Origin of the sequence: Sphingomonas sp. J315 (genome assembly GCF_024666595.1) — a bacterium.
Lineage (GTDB): Bacteria > Pseudomonadota > Alphaproteobacteria > Sphingomonadales > Sphingomonadaceae > Sphingomonas.
In genome coordinates, this window is the sequence record NZ_CP088296.1 from 2,596,651 (window position 1) to 2,612,526 (window position 15,876).

16 protein-coding genes are annotated in these 15,876 nt (G+C 66.7%); 4 read left to right on the forward strand and 12 right to left on the reverse strand.

Going from position 1 to position 15,876, the window contains the following annotated elements:
* The first annotated feature begins 1 nt into the window (after nucleotide 1).
* Complete coding sequence (locus LRS08_RS13285) at nucleotides 2-442, forward strand: CoA-binding protein (protein ID WP_257843247.1); 441 nt, start codon at nucleotides 2-4, stop codon at nucleotides 440-442.
* Here the strand turns inward: LRS08_RS13285 and LRS08_RS13290 are convergent.
* The 4 genes from LRS08_RS13290 to LRS08_RS13305 all read right to left on the reverse strand — a co-directional run bounded on the left by LRS08_RS13290 (nucleotide 407) and on the right by LRS08_RS13305 (nucleotide 3,944).
* Complete coding sequence (locus tag LRS08_RS13290) at nucleotides 407-1,561, reverse strand: aminotransferase class V-fold PLP-dependent enzyme (protein ID WP_257843245.1); 1,155 nt, start codon at nucleotides 1,559-1,561, stop codon at nucleotides 407-409. The genes LRS08_RS13285 and LRS08_RS13290 overlap by 36 nt on opposite strands.
* The gene (locus LRS08_RS13295; RefSeq protein WP_257843244.1) at nucleotides 1,558-2,322 is read right to left on the reverse strand and encodes a tryptophan 2,3-dioxygenase; all 765 of its coding nucleotides are present in this window, start codon (nucleotides 2,320-2,322) and stop codon (nucleotides 1,558-1,560) included. The genes LRS08_RS13290 and LRS08_RS13295 overlap by 4 nt, the downstream gene beginning before the upstream one ends.
* Before the next feature lie 156 nt (nucleotides 2,323-2,478).
* The gene (gene dapD / locus LRS08_RS13300; protein ID WP_260480830.1) at nucleotides 2,479-3,282 is read right to left on the reverse strand and encodes a 2,3,4,5-tetrahydropyridine-2,6-dicarboxylate N-succinyltransferase; all 804 of its coding nucleotides are present in this window, start codon (nucleotides 3,280-3,282) and stop codon (nucleotides 2,479-2,481) included.
* Nucleotides 3,279-3,944: a pyrimidine 5'-nucleotidase gene (locus tag LRS08_RS13305; protein WP_257843243.1), complete on the reverse strand. Its 666-nt coding sequence runs from the start codon at nucleotides 3,942-3,944 to the stop codon at nucleotides 3,279-3,281. Before LRS08_RS13305 ends, dapD begins: the two co-directional genes overlap by 4 nt.
* 118 nt (nucleotides 3,945-4,062) lie before the next feature.
* Between LRS08_RS13305 and LRS08_RS13310 the strand changes: the two genes are divergently transcribed.
* A complete protein-coding gene (locus LRS08_RS13310; RefSeq protein WP_260480831.1) occupies nucleotides 4,063-6,471 on the forward strand; it encodes a S8 family peptidase in 2,409 nt (802 codons plus the stop codon).
* A complete protein-coding gene (locus LRS08_RS13315; RefSeq protein WP_257843240.1) occupies nucleotides 6,431-7,426 on the forward strand; it encodes an LLM class flavin-dependent oxidoreductase in 996 nt (331 codons plus the stop codon). Before LRS08_RS13310 ends, LRS08_RS13315 begins: the two co-directional genes overlap by 41 nt.
* Before the next feature lie 235 nt (nucleotides 7,427-7,661).
* Here LRS08_RS13315 and LRS08_RS13320 read toward each other — a convergent pair whose 3' ends face one another.
* The 3 genes from LRS08_RS13320 to LRS08_RS13330 all read right to left on the reverse strand — a co-directional run bounded on the left by LRS08_RS13320 (nucleotide 7,662) and on the right by LRS08_RS13330 (nucleotide 10,120).
* Nucleotides 7,662-9,005, reverse strand: a complete 1,344-nt coding sequence (locus LRS08_RS13320) for a HAMP domain-containing histidine kinase (RefSeq protein WP_260481684.1) — start codon at nucleotides 9,003-9,005, stop codon at nucleotides 7,662-7,664.
* A gap of 109 nt (nucleotides 9,006-9,114) precedes the next feature.
* Nucleotides 9,115-9,789 (reverse strand): response regulator transcription factor, encoded by a 675-nt coding sequence (locus LRS08_RS13325; protein WP_257843239.1) that lies wholly within the window; start codon nucleotides 9,787-9,789, stop codon nucleotides 9,115-9,117.
* 25 nt (nucleotides 9,790-9,814) lie between these two features.
* Nucleotides 9,815-10,120 carry a hypothetical protein gene (locus tag LRS08_RS13330; protein WP_308222961.1) on the reverse strand — a complete coding sequence of 102 codons (306 nt, stop codon included), beginning with the start codon at nucleotides 10,118-10,120 and terminating at the stop codon, nucleotides 9,815-9,817.
* A 127-nt stretch (nucleotides 10,121-10,247) separates the two neighbouring features.
* Here LRS08_RS13330 and LRS08_RS13335 point away from each other — a divergent pair, with 127 nt between their 5' ends.
* Nucleotides 10,248-12,026 (forward strand): ABC-F family ATP-binding cassette domain-containing protein, encoded by a 1,779-nt coding sequence (locus tag LRS08_RS13335; protein ID WP_257843237.1) that lies wholly within the window; start codon nucleotides 10,248-10,250, stop codon nucleotides 12,024-12,026.
* A gap of 16 nt (nucleotides 12,027-12,042) precedes the next feature.
* On the opposite strand, the gene LRS08_RS13340 is transcribed toward LRS08_RS13335, so the two are convergent.
* The 5 genes from LRS08_RS13340 to LRS08_RS13360 all read right to left on the reverse strand — a co-directional run bounded on the left by LRS08_RS13340 (nucleotide 12,043) and on the right by LRS08_RS13360 (nucleotide 15,821).
* Entirely contained in the window at nucleotides 12,043-12,690 is a 648-nt protein-coding gene (locus LRS08_RS13340; RefSeq protein WP_257843236.1) for a hypothetical protein, read from the reverse strand.
* Between the two features lie 41 nt (nucleotides 12,691-12,731).
* A protein-coding gene (locus LRS08_RS13345; protein ID WP_374579991.1) for an IS5 family transposase occupies nucleotides 12,732-13,509 on the reverse strand; the annotation gives its coding sequence in 2 pieces (ribosomal slippage) (nucleotides 12,732-13,149 and nucleotides 13,148-13,509; 780 coding nt in all).
* 66 nt (nucleotides 13,510-13,575) lie between these two features.
* The gene (locus LRS08_RS13350) at nucleotides 13,576-14,484 is read right to left on the reverse strand and encodes a diacylglycerol/lipid kinase family protein (RefSeq protein ID WP_257843235.1); all 909 of its coding nucleotides are present in this window, start codon (nucleotides 14,482-14,484) and stop codon (nucleotides 13,576-13,578) included.
* Nucleotides 14,485-14,526: 42 nt separating this feature from the next.
* Nucleotides 14,527-15,015, reverse strand: coding sequence for a hypothetical protein (locus LRS08_RS13355; RefSeq protein WP_257843234.1), 489 nt, complete (start codon nucleotides 15,013-15,015; stop codon nucleotides 14,527-14,529).
* Nucleotides 15,012-15,821 carry an ATP-binding protein gene (locus LRS08_RS13360; RefSeq protein ID WP_257843233.1) on the reverse strand — a complete coding sequence of 270 codons (810 nt, stop codon included), beginning with the start codon at nucleotides 15,819-15,821 and terminating at the stop codon, nucleotides 15,012-15,014. The genes LRS08_RS13355 and LRS08_RS13360 overlap by 4 nt, the downstream gene beginning before the upstream one ends.
* Nucleotides 15,822-15,876: the final 55 nt, after the last annotated feature.

A 15,876-nucleotide genomic window follows, 5' to 3' on the forward strand; every position in this document is an offset into this window, starting at 1 on the left:
CATGCCGCTGACCGATGATGCCGACATCAAGGCGCTGCTCGAAGGGGCGCGGACCATCGCACTGGTCGGGGCGAGCGACCGGCACGACCGGCCAAGCTTTCGGGTGATGGCGATGCTGCAGGAGCATGGCTATCGCGTCATTCCGGTCAATCCGCAGATCACCGGTGAGCATCTTCATGGCGAGTTCGTGTTTCGCGAGCTCGCGCAAATCGGCGAGCCGATCGACATCGTCGATATCTTCCGCCGCCCGATCGCGGCTGGCGAGGCGGTGGATGAGGCGATTGCGGTCGGGGCGAAGGCGGTGTGGATGCAGCTGGGCGTCATCAACGACGAGGCGGCAGCGCGGGCCGAGGCGGCGGGGCTGACGGTGGTGATGGACCGCTGTCCGGCGATCGACATCCCTCGGCTAGGCGTCTCCAAGATCGTTCAGGGCGCCGACTAGCCGGTCGACATCGCGCTCGTCGTGGTAGAGGCCGAAGCCGATCCGCAGCACATCGCCGCGCACATCGGTGACGATATCCTGCTCCATCAGCGCGGCTTTCCATGCTGCGGCTCGCGGCGAGCGGAAGGCGAGAAAACGCGCGCGCGGGTCAGTGCCGGGGTTGAGCAGCTCTGCATCGGCGAGCGGGGTGCCGTTCAGTCCGGCAAGAAGCTGTTCGCGGAGCGGGGCGACATGGGCGTTAATCGCGGCGGTGGTCAGCCCTTCCTCGCGCAGCATGTCGCGGACGGCGACCAGCCGGTAGAGGCCGCTGGGGTCGAAGGTCGATCCCATGAATCGCATCGCATCGGCGGCATAGCCGATTTGCCCGGGCGGCGGGGCTTCGAGGTCGGCGAATTCGGCATACCAGCCCGTAATCTCCGGCCGCGCGCCGAAGCTGGGCGGGCAGTGGAGAAAGGCGACGCCTTCGCCCGCCATGGCGTATTTATAGCCCCCGGCGACGTAGAAGATGCGGTCCGCGACCGCCGACAGGTTGTTCTCGATCGCCATGAAGCCGTGATAGCCGTCAACCACCACCCATGGGCCATCGGGGCGAGCGAGTGCGGCGAGATCGGCGATGGCGTCGAACACCGCGCCGGTTTCGAACATCACCTGGCTGACGAAGATCAGGTCGTGGTCGCCGCTGTGGGCCGCCGCGACGAAACGCGCGTCGAAATCGGGACCGCGCTCGACGGTGTTGAGGGTGATCCGCCCGCTTTCGATCCAGCGTTGCGACTGGCGGCGAAAGCTGTGGAATTCGCCGTCGCTGGCGAGGACGCGGAGCGGGCGTTCGGCGCGGGCGGAGACGATGCGCAGGATCAGGTCGTGCGTGTTTCCGGCGAACACCACCGACGCCGGGTCGGGTAGCGCCAACTCGGCGGCGACATGGGCCTGGGCTGCGGGCCAGATCTCGCCCATGACCCGGTCCCATTTGCGGTCGGCGAGGCGCGCCGCGTCCTGCCATGCGGCCTGATGGCCGACGAAGGAGGCGTCGGGCCAAAGGTGGTGGCTGTGCGCGGCGAAGTGCAGCCGATCGGGGGCGGCGGCAATCGAACGCTGGAAGAGGTGTTTGTAGCTGGTCACAGCAGCGTCCGCAGCGACCAGAGTTCGGGAAAGGCGCGCTTGGTCAGCGTCGACTGAAGATAGGACGCGCCCGGCGTGCCGCCGGTGCCGGGCTTCATGCCGATGACGCGGGTGACGGTCAGCACATGCTTGTGCCGCCAGGTGGCGAGCGCGTCGTCGATGTCGACCAGCTTTTCGGCGAGCTGGTACAGCTCCCAATTCGCGCCCGGTTCACGATAGACCTTCGCCCATGCCGCTTCGACTTGCGGATCGGCCTCATAGGGCTTGGCCCAGTCCCGGCTAAGCGCCGCTTCTGGCAGCTCGAACCCGGCACGGGCGAGCGCGGCGTTGGCTTCGTCCCACAAGCTCGGCTGTGCGCCATATAGTTCGGTCAACGGCCCCGGCACCCCGCCGCCGCGTACCCCCAGCAAGGTTTCGACCGCGCGGAACTGGTCCGACTGGAACCCGCTGCTCGACCCCAGGACATCGCGAAAGCGGGTGTAATCGCTCGGCGTCATCGTGGTGAGGATTTCCCAAGACAGCGTCATCACGGCCTGGATCCGGCTGACCCGTGCGAGGCCCTTATACGCTTCCACCAGTCGGTCGCCGCGAACGAGGTCGAGCGCGACCTCCAGCTCGGCGATCATCTGCTTGAGCCAGAGTTCCTTGGTCTGGTGGATGACGATGAACAGCAGCTCGTCATGCTCGTCCGAGATCGGATGCTGCGCGGTCAGCAGCTGGTCGAGCGCAAGGTAGCGCCCATAGGTCATCGGCTCGGTCATGCCGCCGCCCCTCCGACGAAACTGACGACAATGCTGACAAAAAATGCGTGTGTGCGGGCAGTGTCAGCCGGGGCGGGGGTGGGGTTGGTCGCATGCGATACGGGTTAGCGCATCGCATGCCTTGTAGGAAAATCGTTTCTGCGCCCCGCGTGCCGCTCAATCCCGCAGCAGTTCGTTGATCCCGGTCTTGCTGCGGGTCTGGGCGTCGACGGTCTTCACGATGACCGCGCAGTAGAGGCCCGGTTTGCCATCCTCGGCGGGTAGGGTGCCGGGGACGACGACGGCATAGGGGGGCACTTCGCCGCGATAGATGTGGCCGGTGGCGCGGTCGACGATCTTGGTGCTCGCGCCGAGATAGACGCCCATCGACAGCACCGCGCCCTCGCCGACGCGCACGCCCTCGGCCACTTCGGCGCGCGCGCCGATGAACGCGCCGTCACCGATGATGACCGGGTCGGCCTGAAGCGGTTCGAGCACGCCGCCGATGCCGACGCCGCCCGACAGGTGGACGTTCTTGCCGATCTGCGCGCAGCTGCCGACGGTCGCCCAAGTGTCGACCATCGTGCCCTCACCGACGAACGCGCCGATGTTCACGAAGCTGGGCATCAGCACGACGTTGCGACCGATATGCGCGCCGTGGCGGACGACGCTGCCCGGCACCTGACGGAAGCCGGCGGCGCGGAAGGCGGCATCGTCCCAGCCCGCGGTCTTGAGCGGCACCTTGTCGAAGCCGCCATGGTCGACCGCATTGTCGTTGAGCCGGAAGGACAGGAGTACGGCTTTCTTGAGCCACTGATTGACCTGCCAGCCGCTTGCCGTCGGCTCGGCAACGCGCGCGGCACCGCTGTCTAGCAGGTTCAGCGCCTCGGCCACCGCCTCCCGCACCGCGCCGGTCGTGGCGAGCGAGATGTTGGCGCGGTCTTCCCAGGCGGCGTCGATCGTGGCGGCGAGGTCGGTCATGATTGCTCCTGAATGGTTTCGAGCCAGTGGCAGATGTCGTGAGTGATGAAATCGATGAAGCTGCGGTCGGCGTCCGGCGCCTGTTCCGAGCCATTGTCGACCCAGACGGTGGTCATCCCGATCGCCTTGGCCGGGGCGAGGTTGCGCGCCATGTCCTCGACGAACAATGCGCGCTTCGGCTCGATGCGGTACGCCTCGCACACGCTGGCATAGGCGTGCGGGTGCGGTTTGGGGTGGTAGCTGCTGGCGTGGACGTCGTGGATCGCTTCGAAATGCTCGCGGATGCCGAGCCGGTCGAGCACTTTTTCGGCATAAGGCGCGTCGGCATTGGTGAAGACCAGCTTGCGCCCCGGCAGCTTCGCAATCGCGGCGGCGAGCGGCGCGTTATGTTCGAGCACGTCCATCTCGATATCGTGGACATCGGCCAGATATTCATAGGGGTCGATGCCGTGGTCGGCCATCAGCCCGGCGAGCGTGGTACCGTGGCTGATGAAATAGTCCTTCTGCACGCGGTGCGCGGTTTCGGGATCGAGGTTCAGCAGCCGAGCGACATAGGCACCGATGCGCGCGTTCATCTGCGGGAACAGGTCGGCGCTGCCCGGATAGAGCGTGTTGTCCAGGTCGAACAACCAGGCGTCGATATGGGCGAGGTCGGGGTGCATGCCCGACCGCCTGTAGGTTCGGTTCGGACGCCCCGCAAGGAGGTGAAACTTGGACGCGCGCGACAATGGCTTGTGAACTATAAGGGGTCATTCTGTCGGTCAGGACAGGGAGAGTAACATGGCGCGTTCGATCGGGATTCGTATCCGGTTCAGCCTCTTGATCTCGACACCGGTGGTTCCGCTGCTTGCGGTCGCGTCGGGGCTGGCGGCGTGCAGCAGCGGCGGCGGCGGACCTAGCCCCGCTCCCCCGGTGACCACGCCCAGTCCGAGTCCGAGTCCGAGCCCCGCTCCCAGCCCAACCCCTACTCCGACGCCGCCGGCCACCAATTTCGATACGAGCGAATATCGCGCGACCGGCGGTGCCGTTTCGATGAACGCGCTCGCCGCCTATAATGCCGGCGGTCGGGGCCAGGGCGTGAAGGTCGGCATCATCGATAGTGGAATCGACCTCGACAGCGCCGAATTTGGCGGTCGGATCGATCCGGCGTCACGCTCGACCGCAGGGTCGCCGAGCGCCGACGACGAAGACGGTCATGGCACGGCGGTGGCTTTCACCGCAGCGGGCCGACGCAATGGCGCGGGCACGCACGGAGTCGCCTTTGAGGCGACGGTGATCGCCCTGAGGGCGGACACGCCGGGAAGCTGTTCGACCACCAGCGGTGACGACGATGGTTGCAGCTTTTCAACCACCGCCATCGCCAGCGCGATCGACGTCGCGACACAGAATGGCGCGCGGGTGATCAACATCTCGCTGGGCGGGGGAAGCGCCACCAACACCTTGAACCAGGCGATCAACCGGGCGACCCAGGCAGGGGTGATCATCGTGATCAGCTCGGGCAATGACGGTGCCGCGCAGCCCGATCCGTTCACTGCTCCTGCGACCAACGACGCGATCTCGCGCGGGCTGGTCATCATCGCCGGATCGGTCGGCGCGTCGGACCAGATGTCGAGCTTTTCGAACCGCGCTGGGACGAGCGCGAACTTCTATCTGTCGGCAGTGGGGGAGCAGGTCAGAGCTCCGGACAACAACAACACGCCCTTTCTGTGGTCGGGGACGTCGTTCTCCGCACCGCAAATCTCGGGCGCTGTCGCGTTGCTCGCATCGGCCTTCCCGAACCTGACCGGAGCCGAGATCGTCGCGTTGCTCTATGCCTCGGCGCGCGACGCGGGGGCGCCGGGTCCGGACGCGGTCTACGGGCGCGGGGTGATGGATTTGACCCGTGCGTTCCAGCCGATCGGGGCGTTGTCGCTTGCCGGATCGCGCGCGCCCGCGTCGGAAGGCGCGAATGCGGCACTGTCGGCGGCAATGGGTGACGCCGCCACCGCCAGCCTCGGCGCGATCGTGCTCGACGGATTCGACCGCGCCTATGCGCTCGATCTTGCCCGCACGATCCAGCGCAGCGGTCCGGCCCGCCGGCTGGACGGTGCATTGCGCGCACGCCACCGCAGTCTGTCTGTCGGGGTCAAGGACATGGCGGTAGCGGTCACGATCGTGCCGGGGCCGGGCGAGACGCGGATCGACCGGATGTCGATCGGTCGCCACGACGCGGAGCGCGCGCGCGCGATCGCCGGCAGCGTCACGGGCCGGCTGGGCGCGCGGACCTCATTCGCGATCGGGGCGTCGGAGCGCGGCAATGCGCTGGCCGCGCGCGTCGGCGGCACGATCCGCTCCGGCCCGGCATTTCTCGTGGCACCGGAATCGGGCGGTGCGGGATTTGTGAGCGACGTGCACGGCGCGGTGGCGCTGCGCCACATGGTCGGCAGTTTCGGCGTGACGGCAAGCGCGGAGAGCGGCGCGGCGATCAGTCGATCCTATGAAGCGCCGCTGCTCGCCCGGTTCGGGCGCGAGCGTCGCCTAGGCTATGGTCAATGGGCATTGGCGGTCGACCGGACGCTGGGTCCGGTGACGCTTCAGGCGGGGGCGACCCTGTTGGTGGAAGCGGACACGGTGCTGGGTGCGCGTTTCGGCGGCGCGCTGGGTGCGGCGCGGGCGCGATCGACCTTCCTCGACGGCGGCGCGCAGTGGGATCTGGGTGGTGGCTGGCAACTCGGTGGCACCGCACGGCTTGGCTGGACCCACGCCCGTCTGCGCGGCGGGGTGGAGGGGAGCGGGCTGCTGCGTACCAGCGCCTATTCGGTCGATCTGGTGAAGCGCGGGATATTCGACCGGTGGGACCACGCAGGGTTGCGGATTACACAGCCGCTGCGTGTCGCCACCGGCGGGCTCGATCTGCTGCTGCCCAGCAGCTACACCTATGACGGCGAGCAGGTCGACGGATGGAGCGCGCAGCGGCTGAACCTTGCCCCCACCGGGCGGGGAGGTCGACGTCGAATTCGCCTATGGCCGGACGCTGCGGTTCGGCGATGTCAGCGCGAACCTGTTCTATCGCCGCGACCCCGGCAATTTCGCCGTGTTGCCCGACGATCTGGGCGTCGCGATGCGCTTTACCCTTGGGTTCTAGCTTCGCGCACCTATCTGGGCGTGTATGACCGCTTATTCGTTGCTCGACCTCGTCCCGATCCTTGAGGGCGGGTCGGCAAGCCAGTCCTTCGCCAGCGCCGCGGATCTCGCACGCCATGCCGAAGCCGAGGGTTACTCTCGCTACTGGGTGGCGGAGCATCATGGCATGGCGGGGATCGCGAGTGCGGCGACGGCGGTGGTGATCGCGCATGTCGGCGCGGCAACCTCGACGATCCGCGTCGGCGCGGGTGGGATCATGCTGCCCAACCATGCGCCTTTGGTGATCGCCGAACAGTTCGGCACGCTCGACGCGCTGTTTCCGGGGCGGATCGACCTGGGGCTGGGGCGTGCGCCGGGGAGCGATATGACCGTGGCGCGGGCGCTGCGGCGGACGCTGGAGAGCAGCCCGGACGGGTTCCCGCGCGACGTGATGGAGCTGCAAAGCTATTTCGCCGATGACGGGCAGACCGGTATCCGCGCGGTGCCGGGCGGGGGCGCGAAGCCGCAGCTGTGGATTTTGGGGTCGAGCCTCTATGGCGCCCAGCTCGCTGCGGCACTGGGGTTGCCCTATGCATTCGCCTCGCACTTCGCGCCAAGCGCGCTCGACGAGGCGCTGGATGTCTATCGCCGTCAGTTCCGCCCCTCGGCGGTACTCGACAAGCCCTATGCGATGGCCGGGTTCAACGTGTTCGCGGCGGATGATGATGCGGAAGCAAAATTGCTCGCCAGTTCGATGCAGCAGGCGTTCGTCGCGCTGCGGTCCACCGGGACCGGCGTGCCACTGCCGCCGCCGGTGGCGGGCTATCGCGAAGGTCTGCCGCCCCAGGCACGGGCGATGCTTGACCATGTCCTTGAATGCACCGCGATCGGCGGTCCGGAGGCGATCCGCGCGGGGTTGAAGAGCTTTATCGCGCGGACCGGGGTGGAAGAGGTGATGCTGACCAGCTCCATCTTCGATCCCGAAGCGCGCAAGAAGAGCCTGTCGATCGCCGCCGCCGCGATGCGCCATCTGGACGCCTGAATCCCGCCTGAATTGGCCGCCACGAGTGGATCGACAGGGGCCGGAACAGGAGACTGACGATGAATGCGTCAACCCCGTCCGCGCGTCCCGGCGTCCGGTGCCATCTCGGCATCCACCGCCCGCGCCGCCGCGACCGTCCCGGCCGGGGCGAGTTCGAAACCCAGTGCCGAGATTGCGGCTGCGATCTGGTGTTGAGCCCGGTGACGGGGCGGTGGCGGTTCGTTGGCGTAATGGGTTAAGCGGTCGCGGCGGGCAGCCGCAGCCGCACCATCAGCCCGCCGAGATCCTCGCTCTCCTCCAGCGTGACGGTGCCGTCATAGATTTCGGCGACATCGCGGACGATGGCGAGGCCGAGGCCGGTGCCGGGCTTGCCGGTGTCGAGCCGCACGCCGCGGTCGAAGATGCGGATACGGTCGGGTTCGGGAATGCCGGTGCCGTCGTCCTCGATCAGGATCTCGACGAAGCCGGCCTCGATGCGGACGGTGATGAACACGCTGCCCCCGCCGTATTTGGCGGCGTTTTCGACGAGGTTGCCCATGATCTCGTCAAGGTCCTGACGCTCGATATGCGCGACCAGATCCTTGGCCCCGTCGGTGTCGATGCGGACATGGGGATAGAGGCGGGCGACCGCGCGCTCGACCGATTCGACGCTGGGCCAGACGGCGGCGCGGCTGTGTGCGCTGCCGCGGCGACCGACCGCGCGGGCGCGGGCGAGATGATGGTCGACCTGTCGCCGCATCGTCCGCGCCTCCCGCACCACCGTCGCGGGGAGGTCGTCGGACTGCGCTGTCGCGGCATTCATGATGACGGTGAGCGGCGTCTTGAGCGCATGTGCGAGATTGCCGGCGTGACGTCGCGCCTCTTCGGCTTGTTTGTCGTTATGCGCGACCAGCCCGTTCAGTTCCTCGACCAACGGCGCGACCTCGGCGGGCATCGCGCCCTCGATTCGGGGGGTCTCGCCGGTGCGCAGTTTCTGGATCGCCAGCCGCAGCTTGCGCAGCGGGAGGAGGCCGTACCAGGTCTGGAGCGCCGCCATCGCGATCAGGCCAGCGGCGAGCAGCAGGAAGCTGCGTACCAGTGTCTTGCGCAGCGCGTCGATCTGCGCGTCGAGCACCTCGCGCGTTTCGGCGACCTGAAAGCGCCAGCGCACCGGGGATCCGGGGAGCGTCACGTCACGCTCGACGACGCGAAGCCGCTGGTCGAACTGCATCGAATCATAGGTTTCGAGGTCGCGACCATCATGGACGCGGGCGGTGTCGAGCCGACGGTCCCATAGCGAACGCGAGGGGAAGGGTTCGACCCCCTTGCCCGCGACCTGCCAGTAGAGGCCCGAATAAGGCTCGAGGAACCGCTGGTCGCCCAATGCGCGGTTGAACGCTACATTTCCCTCTGCGTCGATTTCCGCCGACACGATCATCGAGGTCAGCAAATATTCGAGCTGGTCGTCGAAATTGCGGGTGATCGCCCCGGTCAGCACGCGATCGAGCGCAAAGCCGCCGCCCGCGAGCAGCAACGTGATCCACGCTGCCGCGATCAGGATCATGCGGCGGCTGAGCGATCCGGTGCTGGGGGTGTACATACGCGGCGCGGGGTCGCCGGGGCGTGTTTCGACCGGTGCCGCCACGTCCTGCGCCGGCGTGCGGCGCACGAACGGGAAGGATCGCGACAGCGTCAGTCCAAAGGGCAGGTCAGGCACCGGCCTCCGCCGGTTCCTCGAGGCTGTAGCCGAGCCCACGAATGGTGGTGATCACGTCGGCGCCCAGTTTCTTGCGGATGCGCGTCACGAACACCTCGATCGTGTTCGAGTCGCGGTCAAAGTCCTGGTCGTAGATATGTTCGATCAGCTCGGTCCGGCTGACCACCTTGCCCTTGTGGTGGAGCAAATAGGACAGGAGCTTGTATTCCTGCGCGGTCAGCTTCACCGGGTCGCCGGCCTTGGTCACCTTGCCCGAGCGGGTGTCGAGGCGGATGTCGCCCGCGATCAATTCGGCCGAGGCATTGCCCGATGCGCGGCGGATCAGCGCGCGCAGGCGGGCGATGAGTTCTTCCGACTGGAACGGCTTGGCGACATAATCGTCCGCGCCCGCATCGAGCCCGGCGACCTTGTCCGACCAGCTGTCGCGCGCGGTGAGCACGAGCACGGGGGTGGTTTTGCCCTCTTTCCGCCAGCGGTCGAGCACGGTCAGCCCGTCCACCTCGGGCAGGCCGAGATCGAGGACGATCGCGTCATAGGCCTCGGTCGAGCCGAGATAATGGCCTTCCTCGCCATCGCTCGCGGTGTCGACCGCATAGCCCGCGCCCTCAAGCGTGGACTGGAGCTGGTTGCGGAGATTGGGTTCGTCCTCGACGATCAGAACGCGCATCGGTGTTTCCCTCTTTATCGCCGGCTCAGCCGCCCGACCGGCTCATCACCTGACCGGTGCGGCCATCGACATCGACCCAGATGACGTTTCCATTGCGCAGGAACTTCAGCGTGTAAATGCCGGTTCCCGAATCGAAGTCGAAGCCGAGATATTGTGCGCCCTGTCGCACCATGTGCGGCACCACCCGGGCCTCGATCACGCGCAGCGGCAACAGCTTGCCCTGCATCCGCCCTTCGCGCGCAGCCTCCTGGTCGCTGCGCCGATCTTGCGGCGAAGCGTGTACCGGGACGGCGGCGGCGAGACACGCGCCGAGACAAAGAACGCCAATCATCTTCATAACGGGGATGGCATAGGGTTGGCGCGTTGAACAGCCCGTGAATGCGGCGGAAAGGTGGCTGTCAGGATCGCCGTGCGCAACGGGTTGCCCGGATCGCGGCATGGCCCTACCTGCCCCCGCCATGGCTGCACCCGTACTTTCCTATGAAAAGCTTGGCCTGATCCAGGGATCGGGCTGGCTGTTTCGCAACCTCGACATCCATATCGGAGAACGCGACCGGCTCGCGCTGATCGGGCGCAATGGCGCAGGCAAGACGACCCTGCTCAAGCTGATCGCGGGACAGATCGACAGCGACGAGGGACGCCGGACGATCCAGCCGGGGACGCGCGTGGTGATGCTGGAGCAGGAGCCGCGCATGACCGGCTGTGCCACGCTGATGCACTATGTCCTGTCGGGCGACGACGCGCCCGCGCAGCATGAGGCGGAGGCGATTGCCGACCAGCTGGGCATCGATCTGACGCGCGAGGCAGCGACGGCGAGCGGCGGCGAGCGACGCCGCGCGGCGATCGCGCGGGCGCTGGCGCAGGATCCGGATGTGCTGCTGCTCGACGAGCCGACCAACCATCTCGACATCCATGCGATCGAATGGCTGGAGGAATGGCTGACCCGTTATCGCGGCGCGTTCGTGGTAATCAGCCATGACCGCACCTTCCTCACCCGCCTGACCAAGCAGACCCTGTGGCTCGACCGCGGGGCAATGCGGCGGGCGGAAGTGGGGTTCGGCGGGTTCGAGGCGTGGACCGATCAGGTCTATGCCGAGGAGCAGCGGGCGGTCGAGAAGCTCGACGCGCGGCTGAAGCTGGAGGAGCATTGGCTGCAGCGCGGGGTGACCGGGCGGCGGCGGCGCAACCAGGGACGGCTGACCAAGCTGCTGGAAATGCGCGCCGAGCGGGCGGCGATGACCGGGCCACAGGGCGCGGCGAACCTGACCACGGCGGCGGACGATTCGAAGACCAAGGTGATGATCGACGCGAAGCATGCGTCGAAGGCGTATGGCGACCGCACGATCATCCGCGACCTGACGCTGCGCATCACACGCAAGGACCGGATCGGCATCGTCGGCAAGAATGGCGCGGGCAAGTCGACGTTGCTCAAGCTGCTGACCGGCGAGATCGCGCCCGACAGCGGCAGCGTCACGCGGGCGAAGACGCTCGATCCGGTCATCATCGACCAGCAGCGCAGCCGGATGCAGCCGGACAAGACGGTGCGCGAGGTCGTCGCGGATGGCGGCGAATGGGTCGATGTGCTGGGCGTGCGCAAGCATATTCATGGCTATTTGAAGGAGTTCCTGTTCGCGCCCGAGATGGTCGAGGCGAAGGTGGGGACGCTGTCGGGCGGCGAGCGCTCGCGCTTGCTGCTGGCGCGGGAATTCGCGCGCCCCTCGAACCTGATGGTGCTGGACGAGCCGACCAACGACCTCGATCTCGAGACGCTCGACCTGCTGCAGGAGGTGATCGCGGATTATGACGGCACGGTGCTGATCGTCAGCCACGACCGCGATTTCCTCGACCGCACGGTGACGATGACGATCGGGCTCGACGGGTCGGGGACGGTCGACATGGTAGTCGGCGGCTATGCCGACTGGGAAGCCAAGCGCAAGGTACGGACCGAGGCGAAGAAGGCGGCGGTGAAGGTCGCGCCGGTCGCGGAGACGCCCAAGGCGAAGACCAAGCTGAGCTACAAGGATCAGCGCGATTACGACCTGTTGCCCAAGCGGATCGAGGAGCTCGACGCGGCGATTGCGCGCGACGAGGCGTCGCTGGCCGACCCGGACCTGTATTCCAGGAATCCGAAGAAGTTTGATGCGCTGATGGCGGCGATCGCCAAGGCGCGCGACGAGAAGGATGCGGCGGAACTGCGCTGGCTGGAGCTGGCGGAGATGGCCGAGGGGTTGGGCTGAGGGCCTCGTCTGCAGTTCACTTGAACAATTGCGGGACGAGCGTTGCCACTGTGGCACCTGTTGTGAATGCAGCGACAATGATCGCCAAGGCGCCAAGCATTTCCTTCGGTGTCATATCGGAGAGCTTTACATTGCCCTCGATGGTCCGAAGTATTCGCGGGCGGCGGCTGAGTGGCGCAACGCGATTTGCAACCCAGCCTTGAAGCGATTGGCGAACGTCCGGACGGGCTAACTCGTCAGATCGAACCGCGATCCGTTGTACGTACCAGTCTAACTTGCTCTCAATCAGACCTTCCTCTGTCAGGCCATTTTCGCACAGAATATAAAGAGGGATCCCGAGGGTATATGCCATCGCCGATTCGATATGATTCCATGGCGTCGTGTAGGCTCGTTGCGTCAAATCGGACGGTGTCGGTCCGACCCGCCTCTCTTTTCCGGTTTCTAAGAACTTTCGTTCGTAGGCGACAACAATCACGCCGTGACACTGCGACATGACAGATTTTATCTTGGTTAGCGGGTTGCCATCCGGGTATTCATTCTTTCCGATAATCCTGGGGTTGACCCCGCAAGTATCGCGCAAGAAGGTCTCCAGATCGTCTCTGAAGCGCCGTTGTTCGTCAGTGTATGGCGTTCCCATGCTGATGAAGATACGAGCTTCCGCCATAGTGCCCCCTATTTTGTGCGGAATGTAGCTAGGGTCGGGACTCATAACCACCATGTGACGGCTGCGGCGAGGTAGATGGCGCTGAGGAAGTTGGTGGCGAGCTTGTCGTAGCGGGTGGCGATGCGGCGATAATCCTTGAGGCGGCAGAACATGCGCTCGACGGCGTTGCGGCCCTTGTAGAGCGTCTTGGAGAAGCAGCTTTTCCAGCGGCGGTTCGTCTTGGAGGGGATGTTCGGAACGGCACCCTGCCGCTCGATCAGGTCGCGGATCGCATTGCTGTCGTAAGCCTTGTCCGCGAGCACGATGGTGCGCGGCGCGAGATCATCGAGCAACACATCGGCTGCGCGGCAGTCGGCGACCTGGCCACCGGTCAGCAGGAAGCGGAGCGGCCGACCTTCGCCGTCGGTGAGCGCGTGGAGCTTGCTGTTGCGGCCGCCCCGGCTGATCCCGATCGCCTGGACGAGCGCCCCCTTTTCCACCGCCCGCGGAGCGGTGCGCCTTCATATGCGTGCTGTCGATCAGGACCTCGGCGGGCGGCCCGCCTGCTGCCGCGAGCGTGACGAACAGCTCCTGCCACACACCCTTTGCCGCCCAGCGCACGAACCGGTTGTAGAGCGTCTTCCTCGGCCCGTAGCAGGCCGGCGCGTCGACCCAGCGCCCGCCCGACTTCACCACATGAATGATGCCGCTGATCACCCGCCGATCATCGACCCGCGCCACACCGCGCACCTTGTCCGGCAGCAGCGGACGCAGCCGCTCGAACTGGGCTTCACTCAACCAAAACTCGCTCAAATCCACGCTCCTGCTGGCGCAGCGCATGAATCACATCCCAGCCGCCAAGGGAATCCCGTTTATGGGTCCCGACCCTAGGGTTTGCTCACTCGACTAGCTGTCCGAAGTTCCGGACGGCACAACCACGTCGATTGCGCGCTCGGCCACCCGCACCGTCACGGGCACGCGCGCGAGCACTTCGCCGTCGATCGAGATGCTGCGGCGGGGGCGGGCGTCGACCTTCAACTCGGTGCCGCGGAATTCCTCGACCATCTTCTCGGCGCTGCGCAGGCGGAAAAAGCGCAGATACCAGTCCCAGGCGAGCCGCCAGCGGTTTCGGCCGGTAACGACCTGGATCATCATCTCGCCGCTCTCGACACCGGCCTCGTCGCTCATCACCACGCCGCCATGGAACTTGCCGTTGAGGATGCGCACCTCGCTCGCCCACATGCGGTGCGCGCCGCGCGCGTCGGTGACGGTGACGCGGAACGGGCGGAAGCGGGCGAAGCACCACAGCGCCCAGGCAAGATAGCCGACCCGGCCCAGATACCGTTTCAGATTGTGCGGCACGGTCTTCCCGATCATCGGTGACAAACCCATCGCAGCGGCGTTCGCGAAATAGTCGTTGTCGATCATGCCGAGATCGACGCGGCGGCGCTTGCCGGTGGCGATGGCCTGGATCGCGCCGTCTAGGTCGAGCGGTAGGCCGAGCGTGCGCGCGAAGCTGTTGGCAGTGCCGAGCGGCAGGACCGCGAACACCACGTCCTTGCCCACCACGTCGTCGACGACGCCCGACAGCGACCCGTCGCCGCCCCCGACGATCACCATCGGCGCGCCGCTGCGGATCGCGTCGCGGACGGTTTCGTCGAGTAGGTCGGGATCGGTAACCGGGTGTGCGGCGATCAGGCGGATGCCCGCTGCCGCAATCTTTTCGCGTGCCTCATCGAACAGCGCCGCGCCGCGCCGAGATTTGGCGTTCACGATCAATACGGCTTCGCGCGGGACGGGGAGGGGCGTTGTCATGGCGCAAGAACCGCGTGCGGGCCGGGAAGGTCCATCGCGCCGTCAGAACAGCAGGGCACGTTCGTCGATCTCGCGGAATACCGGCAGGTCGAGGGTTGCGGTGTCGGCCCAGCCGACATGGATCACATCCTCGAAATACCAGCGGTCATGGTCGCCGTCCGACTTTGAATTGCTGCGCAAGGTGACGCGCTGGCCGTAGGGTAGGCGGACGATCCACTCGTCGAGATTCGGGCGACGGGGTTCGCGGTTGACGACGCTGAACCGCATCCAGAGGTGATCCTTCCCCTCCATCCGCGTGGCGAGCGGGACGCGCCAGTCCTCGATCTCGCCCAGCTCGCCATAGCTGGTCGTTGGAACAAAGCTGTCGCGGGCCTGATAATCGATGCGCTGATACCAGCCGCGCTCGCTGGCGCGCGGCGGATCGAAGGGCAGTTCGCGGGGCAGCGCATTGCGCACGCCCGACCAGGGCATCCCCCGCGCCGCCTTGTCCCAATGGATATGGACATGCTGGATCGCGAGCTGGCCCCTCACAGGCGCTTGCCGTTCCGTCCCGCCAGATCGACGACATATTGCCAGGCCACGCGGCCCGATCGGCTGCCGCGCCGGGTTGCCCAGTTGATCGCCTCCGCCGCGTCGAAGGGCAGGCCGTGGTCCTGCGCATAGGTCTGGACGATCGCGACATAAGTGTCCTGATCGATCGCGTGGAAACCGAGGCTGAGCCCGAAGCGGTCGGCGAGCGCGAGGCTGTCGTCGATGCTGTCGCGCGGGTTGATCGCGCTCGCCTGTTCCTCGAGGTTGCGGGGGATCAGGTGCCGGCGGTTGGCGGTGACGAAGAGGCGGGTGTTGGCCGGGCGCGCCTCGGCCCCGCCCTCCAGCAAGGAGCGCAGCGCGCGGCCGTCCGAGGCGGCGTCAAAGCCGAGATCGTCGAGAAAGACGACGAACGCGCGGGGTGCCTCGGCGAGTGTGGCGAACAGGTCGGGGAGCGTGTCGAGCGCGTCGGCCTGTGCCTCGACCAGCGCGACCGCTCCGCCTTCGGCTTGTACTGCCGCGACTGCGGACTTGCTGAGCGCCGACTTGCCGGTGCCGCGTGCGCCCCACAGCAATGCGTCGTGCGCGGGCAGGCCCGCGGCAAGGCGGCGGACATTTTCGACCAGCGTGGCTTTCTGTGCGTCGATCCCGACGAGTTCGGCGAGCGGGAGCGGCGCGAAGGCGCGGGCAGACTGGAGATATCCGCGGTGCCAGACATAGGCCGGGTGCGCGGTCAGGTCCGGCGCGGGCGGCGGTGGCGGCGCGAGCCGTTCGAGCGCGGCGGCAATGCGGTCCAGCGGGTCGGTCATCGGCCCGAGGGCTAGGGGGTGGGGCGGGGGTTGGCAAGCTACACCGTCGTCCCGG

Bases quoted from the DNA above. Each gene is read 5' to 3' on its own strand.
- LRS08_RS13285 (WP_257843247.1), top strand. From the start codon at position 2: ATGCCGCTGACCGATGATGCCGACATCAAGGCGCTGCTCGAAGGGGCG.
- LRS08_RS13295 (WP_257843244.1), bottom strand. From the start codon at position 2,322: ATGACCGAGCCGATGACCTATGGGCGCTACCTTGCGCTCGACCAGCTG.
- dapD (WP_260480830.1), bottom strand. From the start codon at position 3,282: ATGACCGACCTCGCCGCCACGATCGACGCCGCCTGGGAAGACCGCGCC.
- LRS08_RS13305 (WP_257843243.1), bottom strand. From the start codon at position 3,944: ATGCACCCCGACCTCGCCCATATCGACGCCTGGTTGTTCGACCTGGAC.
- LRS08_RS13310 (WP_260480831.1), top strand. From the start codon at position 4,063: ATGGCGCGTTCGATCGGGATTCGTATCCGGTTCAGCCTCTTGATCTCG.
- LRS08_RS13315 (WP_257843240.1), top strand. From the start codon at position 6,431: ATGACCGCTTATTCGTTGCTCGACCTCGTCCCGATCCTTGAGGGCGGG.
- LRS08_RS13320 (WP_260481684.1), bottom strand. From the start codon at position 9,005: ATGTACACCCCCAGCACCGGATCGCTCAGCCGCCGCATGATCCTGATC.
- LRS08_RS13325 (WP_257843239.1), bottom strand. From the start codon at position 9,789: ATGCGCGTTCTGATCGTCGAGGACGAACCCAATCTCCGCAACCAGCTC.
- LRS08_RS13330 (WP_308222961.1), bottom strand. From the start codon at position 10,120: ATGATTGGCGTTCTTTGTCTCGGCGCGTGTCTCGCCGCCGCCGTCCCG.
- LRS08_RS13335 (WP_257843237.1), top strand. From the start codon at position 10,248: ATGGCTGCACCCGTACTTTCCTATGAAAAGCTTGGCCTGATCCAGGGA.
- LRS08_RS13340 (WP_257843236.1), bottom strand. From the start codon at position 12,690: ATGGCGGAAGCTCGTATCTTCATCAGCATGGGAACGCCATACACTGAC.
- LRS08_RS13350 (WP_257843235.1), bottom strand. From the start codon at position 14,484: ATGACAACGCCCCTCCCCGTCCCGCGCGAAGCCGTATTGATCGTGAAC.
- LRS08_RS13360 (WP_257843233.1), bottom strand. From the start codon at position 15,821: ATGACCGACCCGCTGGACCGCATTGCCGCCGCGCTCGAACGGCTCGCG.